Below are 17601 nucleotides of genomic sequence, written 5' to 3' on the forward strand. Positions count from 1 at the left end.
ACTCTATCCCTGATGGGCTGGTAAAGGCAGTGGTCGTCACGACCCGGGAATGAGCGCTGTCAGCCGTTGATTCCCCAGCGGAGTAGTATCATTCGCCGCCGCCAGGACGCAAGCCGCCCCTGACGCCATTCCCGCTCCGGCGAAGGCGCCGCGGTGCTGCGTTCCAGCACATACATCCAGTCGCTGGCGCAGCAGGCGGGCAGGCTATCGGCCAGGGCGGCGTTGAGCCGGCCCGAGCGGGTGAGCCGGATCAGGCTGTCCAGCAGCCAGCCGCACAGGATGGTCCGCGCCCGGAAGGCGACGATGGCGAGGCCCGCTCCGGCGAACAGCTGTTCCAGGTCGGAGCGGCGGAAGAACTGGACATGCGGGCTGATGGCCAGGGTGGCGCCGGCATTGCCGCCACCGCCGCCCGCCTGGCCCAGCAGCCGGCGCTTGAGGCCGCCCAGCAGCTTTTGCACGCCACTCAGCTTGGCCAGAACCTCGGCCAGGGCCAGGATTTCCGAAGGACCGTTGCCGTTGGGCACGGTGATCACCAGCCGCCCGCCCGGCGGCACGCGCCCGGCCAGGAAGGCCAGGAAGGGGGCGGGCTCGCGCACATGCTCCAGGACCTCCGAGGCGATCACCAGATCGAAGCGCTCGTCGGCGGCCAGACCCTGGGGGCCGGTAAAGCGCAGATTGGTGGCGCGGAGATTGTCCGCCGCCCAGGCGATGCTGGCGCCGTCGTCGTCGACGCCGACGAAGCTGGTCTCGGGGAACAGCGCCGCCAGGGGGGCCGTCAGCATCAGCCCGGTGCCGCAGCCCATGTCCAGCACCCGCCGGGGCCGGGACGCGGCCAGCTCGGCGGCGATGAAGTCCAGGCGCTTGCCATAGCCGACGGCGTCGGTGGCGGGATCGGGCAGGGAGCTCATGATGCCGCACCCCGCAGGGCGGCCTGGAACCGGGCGCGGATGCGGTCGCCGTCATGCTGGGTGGCGGCGCGGGCGATGGCGGCGGCGGAGAGATCGGCGCGCAGGGCGCCGTCGTCGAGAATCCGCCGCAAGCCCTCCACCAGGGCGTCGGAATCGCGGCGGCCCACCACCAGACCGCAGCCCTCGTCGGCCAGCACCGCCAGCTGCGCCACCTCCGGCGGGCCATAGCCCAGGACCGGCGTGCCGCTGGCCAGATAGGCCGGCAGCTTGGTGGGCATGGAATAGCGGATGAAGGTGCGGCTTTCCCGGTCGAAATTGACCGGCAGCAGCAGCAGATCGGCCTGGGCGATCAGGGCGAAGAAGGATTCATCGTCGCTGATGGTGTCGTGCAGCGCCACACCGGCATGGGCCAGCAGGCGGTCGCGGAACGGCGCCGCCAGGAAGGGCGGTGAATAGATCTCCAGACGGGCCGGGCGGCCGCTTCGGTTCAGCTCGGCGATGGCGGCGCCGATTTCGATCAGGCTTTCCGACTGGGCGTTGGAGAAGATCGAGCCGCAATAGACCACCCGTGCTGGGCTGGCCGCCGGGACCGCCGGGCGCGGCGCGGCGATGCGGGCGGTATCCACCGGGTTCTGGAACGGCGTGAAGGGGGTGCCATAGCGCCGGGCATAGGCCGTGCACATATGGTCGCCGATGCCCAGGCACAGCCGGGCATCGGCGGTCAGGCGCCGCAGCAGCACCTCCATGCGGCGGCGCGCCAGCACCGACAGCAATCCGCCGCGATACAGCGTCGCCGGCCAGTCATCCATGAAATGCACCACCAGGGCGGCGCCGGTGCGGTGATGGATGGCGCCCACCAGCTCCATCATGCCGATGGTGCCCAGGATGGTGAAGATCACGTCGGGCTTGAACGCGGTGATGAAGGTGTCCAGCTCGGGCGACAGCCGGCCGCGATCGGGAAAGGCATTGCCCACGGCCAGGGTCTTGAGCCTGGTCTTCCAGGCGGCGCGATGCGGCGTGTTGGTGGGGGCCATGGCCGGGCGGGCGCGGCCGCCGGGCGGGCGGGGGCCGCTGCCCAGGCGGGCGATCTCGCCCTCCAGGTGGAAATAGGTGTCGCAGACGTCGTCGCTGACCGGCACGGTATCGCTGGTCACCGTGGCCAGCCGGTCGCGGGGCCAGCCCCGGAACAGGTTGGAAAAGGTGATGCCGCCGCCGGTGATCTTGTTGAACGCCGCCGAGGTCACGAACAGAACGCGGGGGAAGTCGTCGCTCATGGCGCCTTGGTCCCGGTCAGGTCGCGGTACAGCGCCTCGAAGCGCCGGGCCTGGACCCGGGCATCGTATTCCGCCCGCGCCCTTGCCAGGGCGCCCTCGGCCAGACGCAGGCGCAGATTGTTCTCGGCCAGGATGGTGCCCAGGGCGGCGGCCAGCCCGTCCACGTCCTCGGCCGGGGCCAGCAGCCCGGTCTCGCCGGGGATCACCGCGTCGCGGATGCCGCCGGCATCGAAGGCCACCACCGGCTTGCCGCAGGCCATGGCTTCCAGAATGGTGTTGGGCAGGTTTTCCGCCACCGACGGCGCCACCACCACGTCGGCCAGGGCATTGGCGGCGGCGATCAGGCGGTCGTCGCGCAGATAGCCCAGGGGTACCACCGGCATGGGGACCTTGCCCTGCCAGCGCTCGCCGCCGATGCCGGCCAGCAGCAGCTGCACCCCGTCGCAGGGACCCAGGCGCCGCAGCGCCTCCATCAGCAGGCCGCTGCCCTTGCGCGGATTGTCGTCGACCACGTTGGCGGAAAACAAGATGGCCTTGCGGCCGGGCTCGACCCCCAGCACCGCCGCCGCCGCATGGCGGTCCAGGGGACGGAACACCCCCAGGTCCAGGCCGTTGGGAATGCGGTGCACGGCGCAGCCGGCGAACAGCGGGCTCTGGCGGGCGTGGCGCTCGGTCCAGCTGGACGGGGCGACGATAGTCAGGCGGGTGCGGGCGTAAAGCCGGCGCTTTTGCGCCCACAGCAGGGCGCTGGTGTCGCGGGGCAGCGGCGGATAGGCGGCCAGATCGGGGCAGGTGCCGCATCCCGTCCGCCAGCGCTCGCACGATCTTGGATAGGCGCAGTGGCCGGTCATGGGCCACAGGTCGGACAGACGCCAGACCACCGGCGCCACCGCCGACAGGGCCGGCAGCAGGCGGTGGCTGAAATAGCCGCCATGGGTGTTGTAGAGCTGGACGATATCGGCGCCCCGGACCCAGGGATGGGCCAGAATGCGGTGCCGCGACGGATAGGCCCAGTATTGCAGGCCCAGGCGCCGGGTCACCTCGTCGGCCAGCCGGTCGGCCAGCCGGCCGAAGCCACCGCCATGGATGGTCTCCACGTCGGGGTCGTCGGTGGTGCGGGTGCCCACCAGCATGTGGGATTCATGGCCGAGGCGGCGCAGGCCGTCATGGATGCGATAGGCCGAGCGCCCCGAGCCACCCTCGTTGTCGGCGGTGGAGAAGTGGACGACGGAAAGGGGGCGGCTCATCCCATCACCTCGTCCAGGGAGGGCGGCGGCGCGGTCGGGTCGGTGCGTTCCATGTAAAGCTTATGCCACAGCTGGAACATCAGCGCCGCCCAAACCCGAGGCGTGTGGTCGGCGGCCCCGGCCAGATGGGGGGCGACGAATTCGGCGTGGAAGCGGGGGTCGAGCAGGCCCTGGTCGGCCAGCCGGGCCGGGTCGAGCAGGTTCTCGCACAAGGGGCGCAGTCGGCCGCGCAGCCAGCGGCCCAGGGGAATGACGAAGCCCTTCTTGGGGGCGGCGATGGCCTCTTGCGGCAGCACCGGCATCACGGCGCGGCGCAGCAGGCCCTTGAGGTCGCGGCGATGGGTGCGCAGGGCGGCGGGGATGGAAAGGGCCAGATCGACCATGGCATTGTCGAGGAAGGGGGTGCGCGCCTCCAGGCCGTGGGCCATGGAAAAACGGTCGGTCATCATCAGGAACTCTTCCGCCAGCTGGGTGCCGATATCGGTCACCGCCATGCGGTCGCGCACGGGACCGGCGGCGGCGGCGAAATGGCGCCACAGCAGATCCGAGGTGTCGGGGCAACCATCGCTTCCGGTCACCAGCCGGCGCTTATCGGTGTCGGACAGGTAGTAGAAGCGCTCGAACACCTGACGGCGGAAGTTTTGGGCATCGGGTTGGCGGCCGCCGAGCAGGCGGGTCAGCAATCCGCCCTCCAGCTGCCGCCACTTGCCGTAATTGCCGAAAAGCTCGTCGCCGCCGGTGCCCGACAGGCCGACCTTGACGCTTTGGCTCATGGCCTTGAACACGTTCCACGACGGCAGGCCGCCGCCATAGGGCTCGTCCAGATGCCAGACCATGGCGGTCAGATCGTCGAGCAGACGTTCGGGATCGAGGACGATCTCCTCGTGCTCGGTGCCCCATCTGGCCGCCACGGTCCGGGCGATGGGCAGCTCGTTCCAATCCTCCTCGCCGGGCGAGGAAAAGCCCAGGGAGACGGTCTTGAGGCGCATGCCCGAGCGGGCGAGAAAGCCCACCAGGGCCGAGGAATCCAGGCCGCCCGACAGGGAGGCGGCGATGGGCACGTCGGACAGGGTCCAGCGCTTGGCCGCCTGTTCCAGGGTGGCGGCGATGCGGCCGGGCCATTCGGCGGCGGGAACGGTGTGGTCGGGCCGGAAGTCCGGCGTCCACCAGCGTTCGGTCTCCGGCGCGGCTCCGGGGCGCAGGCGCAGCAGATGGCCGGGAGCCAGCCGGTTGATGCCCTCCAGGATGGTGGCCTCGCCCGGGACGTACATCAGGCTGAAATAGTGGAACAGGCTGGCCCGGTCGACCCGGCGCCGGACGAAGGGCAGGGCCAGCAGGCTTTTCAGCTCGGAGGCGAAGGCGAAGCGGCCGTGCTGGTTCAGCCAGTAGAACGGCTTGATGCCCATGCGGTCGCGGGCGCACAGCAGGCTGCCCTGCTGGCGGTCATGGAACGCGAAGGCGAACATGCCGTTGAGCAGGGGCAGGGCGGCCTCGCCCTTGCGCTCCAGCAGGCGCAGCAGCACTTCGGTGTCGGAATGGTCGGTGACGAAACGCTCGCCCTGGGCTTCCAACTCGTGGCGCAGCGCGGGAGCGTTGTAGATCTCGCCATTATAGACCAGGACATACCGGCCGTCGGCGCTTTCCATGGGCTGGTGGCCGCCGCCGAGGTCGATGATCGACAGCCGCCGCATGGCCAGGGCGGTCTCGCCATGGCGGAAGGTGCCGCTGTCGTCGGGACCGCGATGGGTCTGGATGCCGTTCATGGCATCGATCCACGCTGGGTCTTGGGCTCCGATCAGTCCGACGACGCCGCACATGGCGCTCAGTCTTGTCCGGGCCGGGTGAAGACGCAGACCAGATGGGGGTCCTTGCCCCGGCCGATCAGGCGTCCGACCAGACGGCGGGCCAGACGGTAGGGCTGGCGCCACGACAGGGAGAAATCGGTGGTAAAGGAGCCGACGGGCTGGAAGCCGTGCGCCGCCGCCGCCTGGGACAGGCTGGCGGCGGTCCAGCTGCGCACATGCTGATAGCGGTGATAGAGGGCGTCCGACGCCGGGCAATACAGCTCGTTCAGCTTGAGATTCTCGTCGTTGGGCGAGGTCAGGACCAGGGTGCCGCCGGGCTCCAGCAGGCGGGAGAGGGCGGTGAACATCTGCTCCAGCTGCTCGTCATAGAGATGCTCGACCACCTCGACCGAGATGATGGCGTCGAAGGTGAGATTCTTGGCCAGCAGGTCGTCCAGCACGAAGATGCCGGCGAAATTGGGCAAGCCGCCATGCCGCCCGTTGGCGGCGGCCACCGAGGCGGGCGAGAAGTCGGCGCCGGTCACCTTGGCCCCCAGCCGGCACAGCTCGGGCAGCAGGAAGCCGGTGCCGCAGCCGTAATCCAGAATGTAGCGCTTGCCCCGGAACAGATGGCTCAGGGCCGCGACGATGGGCCGGGCGAACTGGTAGGTGAAGTATTGCTCGGGGAACTGGGACTGCCAGTCCCAGAAGCGGGACACCATCTCCGGCGTCCACTGCAATTGGCGGTATTGTTTCACTGGTCCCATTCCTTCGCGGCGGCGTGGGGGTCAAGGTAATCCGCTTCGCGGCCATTTGCCATCCAATCGGCCAGGGCGGCCAGATCGGGGGGAATCTCGGTCAGTCCGGCCTGCAGCCTGACATTCTGGTTCAGGGCGACCACGCCCCGGCCGTCGGCGTTGAAATCCAGCGCGAAGGAGGTGAAGGGGATGGGGCGCAGGAAGAAGGTGCCATAGGCATAGCGCCGGGCCAGCTCCACCACCTCCGGCGCCAGGGCCGGAACCTCGTGCAGGCGGGCCAGCAGGCGCTGGTATTCGTCCGGGTCGGCGGGGTCCATGGTGAAACCCCGCCCGGCATAGCGCCCGGTGCCGGCGGTGACCACCGGAACGCCGAAGCAGGGCAGTTCCATGCCCACGGTGCCGCGCACGGTCAGGCCGTAATCCATGGCGTTGAACAGGGACAGGGTATTGATGTCCGTATCGGCCGCCATGATGCGGATATGATCGGGCAGGGTGCCGAAGGCCCGCTGCAGGGCCTGGGCCTCCAGCTGCTCCATGGGCTGGCCGTCCATCTTGGAGCGCCAGACATTGACCGGATGGACCTTGACCACCCAGTTGAGGTGGGGATTGGCCATGGCGCCGCGCACCGTCTCCACCAGCCAGCTCTCGTAATCGGGATAGAGGCTGTCGCCGAAGAAGAAGGTGGCGTCGTAAAGGATGTGGCAGAAGATCACGGCGGTCTTCTTGTCCGGGTCCAGGCCCAGCTGCCGGCGCACCTCGTGGGCGGGCTTGATCTGCTTGCCGTCCTGCAATTGCTGGCGGTTGTACCAGGTGCCGGAATTGTAATGGCCGGTCATCTGCGCCATCAGCCGCTGATCCAGCTCGGCGGTCCACGGCCGGGCCTTGATCCGCTCCCAGCTGGCATCCGAAAGGGCCAGGGGATGCATGGGCCGGTTCTCCAGGCCATAGCGCTTGAACAGCAGCCGCTCGGCCTGGGGGGCGCCCAGCCACTGGATGGCGTCCACGCCCGCCATCAGGCAGGAATCGAAGAACTCGCCCGCCGGGGTATAGCCGCGCTCGTTGAACAGCGCCGCCTGGGCCGGATGAGCCCGCAGCAGGGCGGCGCTGGCCTCCTTGGTGGCCAGGGACTGGGCCAGCTGCCGGCGCACCAGATCCCGATGCTCGCGGTTGGAAGGGTCGATGCGGCCCTGGCGCAGATGGCGCAGCACGATGGACATGACGTTGCGCCCGACCCGGATGCCGTCCTGCTCCAGAGTGATCAGGCCGGTGAGGTGGGGATCGGCCTCCACCAGCCGCGCGGCCTCGTCCTCGGCCCGGCGGCGGATGTCGGTGGTCAGGAAATCGTCCAGATAGACGAACTCCACCGGCCCGGCGGCGCGGTAGGTGGCCTCGGCCAGCCGCCAGGGCCGGGCCATCAGCACGGTGGTGGCCATGCCCCGGTCCTGGGCCGCGCGGGCGATCAGCCCCTGGGCCTTGGCCGACATCAGGCTGTTGACCAGATCGCAGATGATCAGCCGGCGCGATTGCGCCAGCGCCGGCCGTGCCGCGCGCATTCCGGCGGTCAGCCGGCGCCAGCGCCACAGATCGGCCGCCAGCAGGCCGTAGGTCCTGACCTTATCCAGGGCGCTCATGGCGCCGCCGCGCGGGCGTTGAGCAGGGCGTCGGCGCGGCGCAGATCGTCCTCGGTATCGATGTCGACGGAATCGGCCTCCTCCATCATGTAGCACAGCAGCCTGCCGCCGAAGACATAGGAGTCCAGCCGGTCGGCGCGGGTGATGTAGAGGGCGGCGCCGTTGCGGGCGAAGACCGCCTCCTTGTCCTGGCGTCGGGTCGGCTGGAGGTCGGCCAGATAGGGTTCCAGATAGCCGTCCCGGTTGCGCCGCATCACCGAGCGGGGATGGAAGATGTGGGGCACGGCGATGCAGCTGACCAGGGAATCGGCGGTGGCGTCGGCGGCGAACAAGGCCCAGGCCTCGTCGATATGGCGGGCGGTACGCAGGGGCGAGGTGGGCTGCAGGGTCAGGATCGCGTCGGCCCGCCAGCCCTCGGCCTCGGCCAGATGTGCGGTCACGTGGCGGAGCACGGCCAGGGTCGGGCTGTCATCGGCCGCCAGCCCGGCCGGGCGCATCAGCACCTCGGCACCGTATTGCCGGGCGATTTCCGCGATTTCGGCGTCATCGGTGGACACCACCACCCGCGACACGGCGCGGCTCGCCCGGGCGGCTTCGATGGACCAGGCCAGCAGCGGCTTGCCGCCCACCATGCGGATGTTCTTGCGCGGCACGCCCTTGGAGCCGCCCCGCGCCGGAATGATGGCCAGCAGGTTAACCACGGTCAGTAGGTGATCCGCTTTTGCACGTCGACGATCTTGGTCGCCAGGATGTCGGCAATGCGCTGACCGGCCTTGCCGTCGCCGTAGATGGGCTCCATGCCATAGGGGCCGTGGGCCAGATGCTGGCGGATGGCGGCCAGGATGGCGGGGGCCTCGCACGGGGTCTCGATGACGTTGCGGCCCCGGTCGCGGGCGGTCTGGCGCGAGCCCACATTGACCACCGGCGTGCCGATGAAGGCACCTTCGCGGATGCCGCTGGAGGAATTGCCCACCAGACAGGCGGTACGCTTCATCAGCCGCACATAGACGTCGATGGGCAGGTTCTTGAAGAAGTGCATCTTCTTGTCGCGGCCCTGCTCGCGCCATTTGCGGATGCCGCGGGCCACGTCCTCGGACCCGGCATCGGCGTTGGGCCACAGCACGATGGCGGGCAGGCCCGACTGGTCGGCGGCTTCCAGGGTGGCGGTGATCTGGCGCTCGCCGGTGCCGTATTCGGTGGTCACCGGATGCTGGGAGACCAGCAGGAAGGGCTGGTCCAGGTCCAGGGGCGCGCCGACGCCGGTCTTGAACAGGTCCTGGCTGAGGCTGGCGTCGTCGCCCTCCAGGATTTCCGCCACCAGATCGATGCGGGGGCAGCCGACCAGATGGACGTCCTCGGGCCGCTCGCCCAATTTGATGATGCGGTCGGCGGCGTCGCGGCTGGCGGGGAAATGCACATGGGCGAATTTGGTGACGGCGTGGCGGATGCTTTCGTCGATGGTGCCGCTGACCTCGCCGCCCATGGTGTGGGCGACGGGGATGTTCATATAGGCGGCGGCCAGGGTGGTGGCCATGGTCTCGAAGCGGTCGCCCACGGTCAGGACGAAATCCGGCTTCAGCCGCAGGAACACCGAGGGCAGCTCCATCAGGCCCAGGCCGGTGGACTTGGCCATGGTGGTGGGGGTCTCGCCCTCGATCAGCATGTGCACTTCGGCGTCGGGCTCGAAGCCGTCGGCGCGGATCAGGTTGATGACGGCGCCATAGCGGTCGAGCAGGGCCGAGGCGGCCAGGACCGTCTGCAATTCAAGGTCGGGATGGGCCTTGATGGCGCGCATGGCCGATTTGATGCTGGAATAATTGGCCCGCGAGCCGATGACGATGCAGACCTTACGCTTAGTCACTGTACGTCCTCCCAGGTGAATTGGTGATCCGCCGCCACGTCGCGGCCCATCACCCGACCCACCAGTTCATTCATTCTGGCTGCCGGAATGCCGTCGCCCGGCTTCTTGAACGCCAGGTCGGCTTCGGTCAGAACGCTGCCGGCGCGCAGGGCGCGGGCGGCGACGACGCTCTTTTCGAAAATGGCCTTCATCTCCCGATAGGGCTGGAGATCGGCCTTGTCCACCGGATGGGCCAGCATGGCCCAGATGTCGCGCAGGCCCGCCGTGAAGACCTTGAACTCCTCGGGCTCCATGGAATGGCGCGCGTCGGAACCATACATCAGGCGGGAGAAGGTGAAATGCTTTTCGATCACCCCGGCCCCCAGGGCGGCGGCGGCGAAGGAGGCGGCATGGCCCATGGTGTGGTCGGAATAGCCCACGGGCAAGCCATAGCGGGCCTTCATGTCCACCAGGATGTTCAGCCCCACCCGCTCGGGCGGACAGGGATAGGCCGAGGTGCACTGCATGACGCAGGCCGGCCCGCCGCCGGCCAGGGCGGCCACCGCCGCGTCCAGCTCGGCCCAGGAGCTCATGCCCGAGGACAGCAGAACCGGCTTGCCGGTGGCGGCGACCTTGCGCAGCAGCGGCAGGTTGCTAACCTCCCCCGACGGAATCTTGTAGATGCCGATGCCGATCTCTTCCAGCAGGTCCACCGCCTCCAGGCTGAAGGGGGACGACAGGAAGGCGACCTTGTTGAGGGCGCAGACGTCGCGCAGCATCAGCCACTGCTCGCGGCTGAAGCCGGTGCGGTTGAAATACTCGAAGCGCGGCTCGCCCTTGAAATAGGGCGGCATGGGGGCGTCGCGCAGGGTTTCGGCGGCGGCGATATGGGTTTGGAACTTGACGGCGTCGGCACCGCAGGCGGCGGCGGCTTCCACCAGCTTGCAGGCATTGCCGAACGAGCCGTCATGGACCGAACCGATTTCGGCAATGATGCCAGGAAAAACCATCAGCTCAGCACTCCCGCGCGCGGCACTTTAGCGCAATGTCGATCAGAGTGACAATATCCACCGCCTCGGGCTTTGGCCCGGCCATGGACATCATGGCCCGCACCACCTTCAGGTCCCCGGCGGTGTCCAGGGTCAGGGGCACCAGGGGCAGCGCCTCGGGCGGCGGCACGTTGCAAATCCTGAAGCGATCGGCGTGGCGGTAGAAATAGGGCGTCACATGCTCGTGGTCATGGGCGTCGGTCATGGCCGCCACCGCCCGCTCCATGGCGGCGGTGCGGATGATCTCGACGCTGCAGCCCGGCGGCCAGCCGCGCGGGAAGACGTTGGTCACCACATCGTCGTCGCCGGTCTCGGCCAGATCGACCATGAGGCGGCACAGGGCCGGGTCCATGAACGGGCTGTCGCCGGAAATGCGCACGAAACGTTCCAGCCCAAACCGGCGGGCGGCGGCCAGGGCGCGGCCGGCGACGTCGTCGCAGTCGCCCCGGAACACCGGCGCGCCGTCGGCCGTGGCGAAGGCGGCGATGGGATCGTCCACCGGACGGTCCGAGGTGGCGACGATGACCGGGCGCGTCCCGGCGGCGAGGCGCAGCCGGTCGAGCACCCGGCCCAGCAGCGGCCGCCCGCCCAGATCGGTCAGGGCCTTGCCGGGCAGACGCGCCGAATCCAGCCGGGCGAAGACCAGATAGCCGGTGCTCATGGAGCCCGGGCGGCCCGCACGGCCTCCTTCATGGCGGCGGCGATGCGGCGCTCGTAGCCTTCGGGCACATGGGGTCCCACGGGCAGGGAAATGGTCTGGGCGCCCAGCCATTCCGCCACCGGGAACTGGCCGGAGCGGTAACCGTACTTTTCCCGGTAATAGCTGAACAGCGGCACCGCCTGGGGGTAATGGACGCTGGTGCCGATGCCCTGGGCGTTCAGGCGCGACACCACCTCGAAGCGGTCGACGCTGCCGTCCTTGGGCAGGATGGCGTTCAGGCAGTAATGGGCCGAGCGGGCCGGGCCGTGGCTGGGCTCGAACACGGTGATCTCGGCGATGTCGGCCAGGGCCGCCTTCAGGGCGGCGTAATTGCGGGCGCGGGCGGCCTGGAAGCCGTCCAGCTTGCCCAGCTGGGTCAGGCCCACGGCGGCCTCGACCTCGTTCATGCGGTAATTGTAGCCCAGGCGGGTGACGTCATACATGCCGGGCACGGCGCGCTCGCCCAGGCCACGGTCATAGCCGAAGGCGCGCTGGGCGCGCAGCAGTTCGGCCATGTGGTCGTCGTTGGTGGTGATCATGCCGCCTTCGATGGTGGTCATGTGCTTGACCGGGTAGAACGAAAACGAGCCGGTGAGGCCCAGGGTCCCGGCCTTGCGGTCGCCATAGGTGGCGTCGATGGCCAGGGCGCAGTCCTCGATGACGAAGGCGTTGGCGCGGGCGGCGATGGCGTTGATGCGGTCCATGTCGCAGGGCAGGCCCAGATAATGGACCACGGTCACCGCCGACAGGCCGTCCTGGGCGGTCAGGTCCAGCAGATCGGGGTCCATGTTGCCGGTCTCGGCCTGGACATCGATGAAGACCGGAGTGGCGCCGCAATATTCCACGGAATGGGCGGTGGCCACATGGGTCATGGCCGGCACCGCGACCTTGTCGCCCGCCTTGATGCCCTTGACGAACAGCGACAGGTGCAGGCCGGCGGTGCAAGACGACACGCTGATGGCGTGCCTGGCGCCGGCACGGCGGGCGAATTCCTCCTCGAACTGCTTGGTCACCGGGCCGTGGACGAACTGGGTGCCGGACAGCACCTTGACCACTGCGTCGATTTCGCTTTGGTCCAGCAGGGGGCGGCCGAAGGGAATGGGCTGATCGGTCATGGGGCGTGTCCTCAAATCAAATAGCTGACCGGGACAACCCGACGCTGCTCGGCCGCTTCCAGGGCGGCGAAGCATACGTCCATGACCCGGAAGACGTCCAGGTGGTTGACCACGGGCTCGCGGTGTTCACGGATGGCGGCGATGAAGTCGGGAACGAGGTCGCTTTTTTCCACGGCGGGATAGCCGACGGTCATGGCGCTTTCGTCTTCCGGCTGGTCGCCGGTGAAGACCTTGCCGTGGGGCATGTCGTTGATGAAGGTCTTCTTGGTGCCGTAGACCGCCAGGGAGTGGAACTTGGTGCGCTGCGGGCCGAAGGTGGTCATGGTCCGGGCCAGGGCGCCGCCGGCGAAACGCAGCACATGCATGTAGGTGTCGTCGAACCGGTAGGCGGTGTCGCGGCTGAGCAGCTTGGAGCCCATGCCGCAGACCTCGGTCACTTCCTGGCCGATCATCCAGCGCATCAGGTCGATCAGGTGGATGCCGCCGCCGAACACCGTGCAGTAGAAATCCATCTGGCCGCGCCAGCCGGTGATGATCTTCCACAGGATCTGGTGGATGTAATCGCCTTCCATGGCGAAGATCTCGCCGAATTCCCCGGCCTGGATCTGGCGGCGCACCTCGCGGAAGCGGGGCACCTGGCGCAGGATCAGGTTCGAGGTCAGCAGCCGGCGGTTGTCTTGCTGGGCGCGCAGCACCGCCTCGGCGTCGGCGCGGCGCAGGGCCACCGGCTTTTCCACCATCACATGCTTGCCGTTGTTGAAGGCGGACACGCATTGCTCGGCATGGGCGTCGTCATAGGAACACACCGATATCACGTCGATGTCGGGATTCTCGGTGATGCAGCGCCAGTCGGTGTGGCGGCCCGGCACGTCCTGGCGGTCGGCCACCTCGGCCAGCTTGGCGGGGTCGATGTCGCAGACGTCGGTGACCCGCACATTGTCCAGGCGGTTGTAGCCGATCACATGCTGCTCGCCCACGCCCAGGCCGATGACGCCCACTCTCAGCTGCTTAGACACGATCCATCCCCCCATGGTCCGGGCCGGCGCAGGGCGCGGCCAGTAAAGTATCGAGCACCCGGCGCACGGACTGGCCGGCATTGAAATCCGGGTAATCCGGCGTCCCATCTCCGGTGATGGCGGCGACCAGGGCGCAAGACAGGCCGATGGCGGCGCCCAGGCGGCTGTCGCCCTCGGGCCAGCCGGCGGGCAGGGGAATGGGTAGGGCACCGCCCGGCTCCAGAATGACCTGGGCGTCCTGGGGGCGGAAGGGCGGGCGCTGATGGCTGGTCAGGGTTCCGCTCTCGCCGTGGACGGTGATCCTCATGCCGTCGCCGTCCCGGCGGCAGTTGCAAATGTCGAGCCCGGCGGTGATGCCGTGCTCCAGGGCCAGCTCGGCGCCGACGCGGTCTTCCGCCGTCACCGCGCGCCGGCCGTTGCCGTGGGGACGGTGGGCGATGACGATCTGGCGCTCGGCCCGGCCGACGGCGGCGATGGGCGCCCCGGCCAGCCATTGCACCAGATCGAGGGCGTGGCTGGCGAAGGCGTTGACGACGCCGCCGCCGGCCTCCCGGTCGTTCTGCCACGACCACGGCGTGGCCGGATCGGCCCGCCCGGCACTTTGCCAGGACAGCTCCACCCGGCGCACCGCCCCGATCCGGCCGGCTTTGACGGCGGCGGACAGGGCGCGCAGATGGGGCTCGAAGCGGAACTGAAAGCCCACGGCGCCCACCGTGCCGCTGCGGCTCCGGGCCTCGGCCATGGCCTGGGCCTGGGCGGCATCGGCGCCGAAGGGCTTTTCCACCAGCACATGCTTGCCGGCCTCCAGGGCGGCCAGGGTGATGGCGGCGTGGCGGTCGGGGGGAACGGCGACCACCACCAAATCGATATCCGCGGCCTCGATCACCCGGCGCCAGTCGGACACCGCCTGCAATCCCGCCTGCCGAACCGATGTGGCCCGGCCGGACCCGCCATCGGCCAGCATGCGCACCCGGGCGCCGGGCACCGCCGAAAAGGCCGGTAGATGGACCTTGGCGCCGAAGCCGGCGCCAATGATGCCGATGCCCAGGGCTACGGAGGAATCGCTCAGGATTCGATCACCCGCAATTCCGGCAGGGGCAGCACGATCTTGGACTTGAGGCCCTTCTGGCGCAGCTTGGCGACGATGGGCTCCCAGTAATGCCAAGACAGCATCACGGCATATTCCGGCTGCTCGCGGAACATGCGCTCCTCGTCGACGATGGGGATGTGCTTGCCCGGCAGGAACATGCCCAGCTTCAGCGAAGTGGATTGCTCGGCGATATAGGGCATCAGCTCGGAATCCAGGGCGGCGTAGTTCAGCAGGGTGCTGGACCGGCCGGGGCAGCCGACGCCCACCATGGTGTGGCCGGCATCCTTGACTTGGATGGCCAGACGCTGGAGGTCCTGGCGCGACTTGCGCACCTGCAGGGCGAAGCGGGTGAAGACGGCGCCGTCATAGAGGCCGAAGCGCTCCTCTTCGGCCAGCAGGTCGGTCACCGCCTGGGACACCGGCAGGCCCTTGCCCTTGACGGCATAGACCCGGATGGAGCCGCCGTAATTGGGGATGCGCTCGATATCGGCGACGGTGAAATTGTAGAAGTCGAACAGGCGGATCATCGAGCGCAGGGAGTAGAACTTCAGGTGCTCGTGATAGATCGAGTCGTATTGGACGGTCTCGATCAGGTCCAGCAGGTAGTGGGATTCGCTGACGAACACGCCGCCGGGCTGCAGCAGGTGCTCGACACCGCGGATCAGGTCGCCCAGGGACGCCACATGGGCGAACATGTTGGCGGCGGTCACCGCCGAGGCGTGGCCGTGCTTGGCGACGATGTCGGCGGCCAGCTTCTCCGAGAAGAAGGACTGCACGGTCTCGATGCCGGCGTCGTTGGCGATATGGGCGATGTTGGTGGGCTCGATGCCCAGCACCCGCATGCCCAGATCCTTGAAGCCCGACAGCAGGGTGCCGTCGTTGGAGCCGATGTCGATGGCCAGCGAGCCCGGCTTGAGGCCGTGGCGCTCGATGATCTTGGCGCTGGTCGAGCGCAGATTCTTCACCAGCGAGGGCGTGATGCCCGAGCGGTAGGGGTAATCGGGGTAGAACAGCTCCTCGGGCGGGACCACATAGTCGATCTGCGCCAGGCTGCATTCGGGGCAGCGCAGAAAGCGCAGGGGATAGGTCGCCTCGGGCTGGTCGAGCTGATGGGAGCGCAGGAGCGAGTCGCACGGCGCTTGGTGGCCCAGGTCGATGACCAGCTCCAGATGGCTGGAGCCGCAGATCTGGCAGCAATCAATCTTGCCGACCGCCAAGTCATGATTGGGTTTGGACTGCACCGCTTACTCCTTCTTGATCCATTCCGCCCGGTCTCATAGTCCGGCAGCCACCGCCCGGATCAGTGCAGGCACCGCAACCTCGGGAGCGAAAAGCTGTTTGTAGACGCGCTGGCCGCCCAACGCAACTGCCGCAGATTTGTCCGTCTGCTCCACCGCGCGGCGCAGCCGGTCGACGAATTCCTCGGGGGTCGAGGCCAGCCAGCACGACTGGCCGTCCACCAGATCGGGGTTGCCCAGGGCGGTGTTGGTATGGGCCACCACCAGCATGCCCTTGGCCAGGGCGGTCAGGATGCGGCTGCGGTTGCCCACCGGCACGTCGATGGGGGCCAGCACGGCGTGACAGCCGCCCATGACCCGGTCCAAATCCTCGACGAAGCCCAGATAGCGCAGCTCCGGGCGGTTGTTGAGGCCGTCCACCACCCAGCCGGGCAGATCGCCGCGCCCGCCGATCAGAATCTCGAAGCCGCCGGGGCCGAAGGCCTCGCGCAGGCGCGGATAGATGCCCTCGGTCATCAGATGGAAGGCCGAGCGCGAGCCCAGCCCGGCCAGCTGGCCGAAGAAGAAGAAGGTGGGCTTGGCCGGCTTGGGTCCCAGCGCCGCCGGGTCCGCCGGCTCGGACGGCCAGGGATAGGGCATGTAGCGGGCTTCGAGACCCAGCCTGGCCAGGCGGGCCTCGGAGGATTTGGAGGCCACCACGATCCGCTCGCAGCCCCGGAGCACGCGCGCATAGATGCGCTTCCACTGCCACGATCGCCAATGGCCCATGAGGAAATGGCGCCAGTTGCCCTGGCCTTCGCGGCGGGCGTAGCGGGTGTGATACAGATAGGTATCGAAGTTCAGATCGCCCAGCCAGACCGTGCGGCGGCCGATGGACCAGCCGTCCATCGCCCAGGCGCTGGCCAGATCGAACAGCAGGGCGGCGTCGGGACGAAAGGCCTCGATCTCGGCCCGCACCGGCGCCAGGGCGGCGTGATCGAAGGTGCAGCGCCGGCGTCCCGAATGCACGAAGGCCGGGCTGTGGGCGACGCGGACCTGGAACTTCGGCCCCTCCATGGCCGCCCGCCATTCGGCCAGCCGCTCGGGGCGGGCATTGTCGGGCTGGGCTAGGATCAGGGTCAGGATGTCGTAGCCCGCCTGGCGAAAACCGTCGATATACTTGTGGAACAGCACCACGCTGGCGCCCTCGGTGGGGTGGGGTACCCCGCCCACCACGATCAACAGCCGCTTTGCCTGCACGCTACTCTCCCATGCTCCGGTCGGGGGCGCCGACCACCGCCAGAAACGGCGGCGCCAGCACCCGGTCGACGGGTAGCAGGGACGCCGCCTCGTCGAAGGCTTCCTGGGCACCGGCCAGGGCGGTGATGACCACCGCGTCGTGGGGGGCCAGGCCCGACAGCTCGGTGGCGACGCTCAGGCCGCGAAAGCCGCTTTGGCCGCCGGCCCGGTCGACCACGCCCACCAGGGTCACCGGCAGGTCGGTGGCGCACAGCAGCGCGATCTCGGTCAGGTCGCTCATGCCCCAAAGGGCGACGCGCGACCAGCCCGAATCGTGGCAGATCCGCAAAATCTCGTCCAATTGCTGGCGGGCGACGCGGAACAGCTGCAGGGATTGGGAGAAGTATTCGGCGGCCAGACGGCTTTTCTCGGCGAAGCCGGTGGGCGTCAGGTAATAGCCGTAGCGGTTGGCCGGAATCTGCTGGACCTTGATCAGGCCGGTGTTGACGCAACGGCGCAGATAGGCGTTGGCCAGTCCCAGGGCGATGCCCAGCTCGGTGGCGAGAAAGCGCTGGGTGACGCGGTCATCACGGGAAACGGCGCTTAGAATGCCAAGGGTGATTTCATTGTTTTCTGGCGGCATGGGCCGAACCGGATTTCTGTTCACCGCGCGAACATAGCCAGCCCGGCCCGCCTTGTCAATGGAAGGGCCGGCGGGCCTTCCGGCGCCGGC

General features: G+C 68.6%; 16 protein-coding genes. All 16 read right to left on the minus strand.

Annotation, left to right across the window (positions count from 1 at the left end):
- Positions 1–59: 59 nt before the first annotated feature.
- Genes CP958_RS10755 through CP958_RS10830 form a run of 16 tightly spaced genes read right to left on the minus strand, consistent with a single transcriptional unit; the run spans position 60 to position 17511 of the window.
- Complete coding sequence (locus CP958_RS10755) at positions 60–908, minus strand: class I SAM-dependent methyltransferase (protein WP_096701949.1); 849 nt, start codon at positions 906–908, stop codon at positions 60–62.
- A complete protein-coding gene (locus CP958_RS10760) occupies positions 905–2182 on the minus strand; it encodes a glycosyltransferase (protein WP_096701950.1) in 1278 nt (425 codons plus the stop codon). Before CP958_RS10760 ends, CP958_RS10755 begins: the two co-directional genes overlap by 4 nt.
- Positions 2179–3429: a glycosyltransferase family 4 protein gene (locus CP958_RS10765; protein WP_096701951.1), complete on the minus strand. Its 1251-nt coding sequence runs from the start codon at positions 3427–3429 to the stop codon at positions 2179–2181. The genes CP958_RS10760 and CP958_RS10765 overlap by 4 nt, the downstream gene beginning before the upstream one ends.
- Positions 3426–5246: an asparagine synthase (glutamine-hydrolyzing) gene (gene asnB, locus CP958_RS10770; RefSeq protein ID WP_096701952.1), complete on the minus strand. Its 1821-nt coding sequence runs from the start codon at positions 5244–5246 to the stop codon at positions 3426–3428. Before asnB ends, CP958_RS10765 begins: the two co-directional genes overlap by 4 nt.
- Positions 5247–5251: 5 nt before the next feature.
- Positions 5252–5971, minus strand: a complete 720-nt coding sequence (locus tag CP958_RS10775) for a class I SAM-dependent methyltransferase (RefSeq protein WP_170958922.1) — start codon at positions 5969–5971, stop codon at positions 5252–5254.
- Positions 5968–7602 (minus strand): hypothetical protein, encoded by a 1635-nt coding sequence (locus CP958_RS10780; protein WP_096701954.1) that lies wholly within the window; start codon positions 7600–7602, stop codon positions 5968–5970. Before CP958_RS10780 ends, CP958_RS10775 begins: the two co-directional genes overlap by 4 nt.
- Positions 7599–8303, minus strand: a complete 705-nt coding sequence (locus CP958_RS10785) for an acylneuraminate cytidylyltransferase family protein (protein WP_170958923.1) — start codon at positions 8301–8303, stop codon at positions 7599–7601. The genes CP958_RS10780 and CP958_RS10785 overlap by 4 nt, the downstream gene beginning before the upstream one ends.
- A gap of 2 nt (positions 8304–8305) precedes the next feature.
- Positions 8306–9463 carry a UDP-N-acetylglucosamine 2-epimerase gene (gene neuC, locus CP958_RS10790; protein ID WP_096701956.1) on the minus strand — a complete coding sequence of 386 codons (1158 nt, stop codon included), beginning with the start codon at positions 9461–9463 and terminating at the stop codon, positions 8306–8308.
- Positions 9460–10452, minus strand: coding sequence for an N-acetylneuraminate synthase family protein (locus CP958_RS10795; protein ID WP_096701957.1), 993 nt, complete (start codon positions 10450–10452; stop codon positions 9460–9462). Before CP958_RS10795 ends, neuC begins: the two co-directional genes overlap by 4 nt.
- A gap of 4 nt (positions 10453–10456) precedes the next feature.
- Positions 10457–11152, minus strand: coding sequence for an NTP transferase domain-containing protein (locus tag CP958_RS10800; RefSeq protein ID WP_170958924.1), 696 nt, complete (start codon positions 11150–11152; stop codon positions 10457–10459).
- Entirely contained in the window at positions 11149–12306 is a 1158-nt protein-coding gene (locus tag CP958_RS10805; protein ID WP_170958925.1) for a DegT/DnrJ/EryC1/StrS aminotransferase family protein, read from the minus strand. The genes CP958_RS10800 and CP958_RS10805 overlap by 4 nt, the downstream gene beginning before the upstream one ends.
- A gap of 11 nt (positions 12307–12317) precedes the next feature.
- Entirely contained in the window at positions 12318–13322 is a 1005-nt protein-coding gene (locus tag CP958_RS10810) for a Gfo/Idh/MocA family oxidoreductase (protein WP_170958926.1), read from the minus strand.
- The gene (locus CP958_RS10815) at positions 13315–14487 is read right to left on the minus strand and encodes a Gfo/Idh/MocA family oxidoreductase (RefSeq protein WP_096701961.1); all 1173 of its coding nucleotides are present in this window, start codon (positions 14485–14487) and stop codon (positions 13315–13317) included. Before CP958_RS10815 ends, CP958_RS10810 begins: the two co-directional genes overlap by 8 nt.
- Entirely contained in the window at positions 14388–15653 is a 1266-nt protein-coding gene (locus tag CP958_RS10820) for a class I SAM-dependent methyltransferase (protein WP_096701962.1), read from the minus strand. The genes CP958_RS10815 and CP958_RS10820 overlap by 100 nt, the downstream gene beginning before the upstream one ends.
- A 33-nt stretch (positions 15654–15686) precedes the next feature.
- The gene (locus tag CP958_RS10825; RefSeq protein WP_096701963.1) at positions 15687–16889 is read right to left on the minus strand and encodes a glycosyltransferase; all 1203 of its coding nucleotides are present in this window, start codon (positions 16887–16889) and stop codon (positions 15687–15689) included.
- Between the two features lies 1 nt (position 16890).
- A complete protein-coding gene (locus CP958_RS10830; protein WP_096701964.1) occupies positions 16891–17511 on the minus strand; it encodes a winged helix-turn-helix transcriptional regulator in 621 nt (206 codons plus the stop codon).
- Positions 17512–17601 lie beyond the last annotated feature (90 nt).

It is taken from the genome of Magnetospirillum sp. 15-1 (genome assembly GCF_900184795.1).
Taxonomy (GTDB): domain Bacteria; phylum Pseudomonadota; class Alphaproteobacteria; order Rhodospirillales; family Magnetospirillaceae; genus Phaeospirillum.

Excerpts from the sequence above, each read along its gene's own strand:
- CP958_RS10755 (WP_096701949.1), bottom strand. The coding sequence starts at position 908 with ATGAGCTCCCTGCCCGATCCCGCCACCGACGCCGTCGGCTATGGCAAG.
- CP958_RS10760 (WP_096701950.1), bottom strand. The coding sequence starts at position 2,182 with ATGAGCGACGACTTCCCCCGCGTTCTGTTCGTGACCTCGGCGGCGTTC.
- CP958_RS10765 (WP_096701951.1), bottom strand. The coding sequence starts at position 3,429 with ATGAGCCGCCCCCTTTCCGTCGTCCACTTCTCCACCGCCGACAACGAG.
- asnB (WP_096701952.1), bottom strand. The coding sequence starts at position 5,246 with ATGTGCGGCGTCGTCGGACTGATCGGAGCCCAAGACCCAGCGTGGATC.
- CP958_RS10780 (WP_096701954.1), bottom strand. The coding sequence starts at position 7,602 with ATGAGCGCCCTGGATAAGGTCAGGACCTACGGCCTGCTGGCGGCCGAT.
- CP958_RS10795 (WP_096701957.1), bottom strand. The coding sequence starts at position 10,452 with ATGGTTTTTCCTGGCATCATTGCCGAAATCGGTTCGGTCCATGACGGC.
- CP958_RS10800 (WP_170958924.1), bottom strand. The coding sequence starts at position 11,152 with ATGAGCACCGGCTATCTGGTCTTCGCCCGGCTGGATTCGGCGCGTCTG.
- CP958_RS10805 (WP_170958925.1), bottom strand. The coding sequence starts at position 12,306 with ATGACCGATCAGCCCATTCCCTTCGGCCGCCCCCTGCTGGACCAAAGC.
- CP958_RS10830 (WP_096701964.1), bottom strand. The coding sequence starts at position 17,511 with ATGCCGCCAGAAAACAATGAAATCACCCTTGGCATTCTAAGCGCCGTT.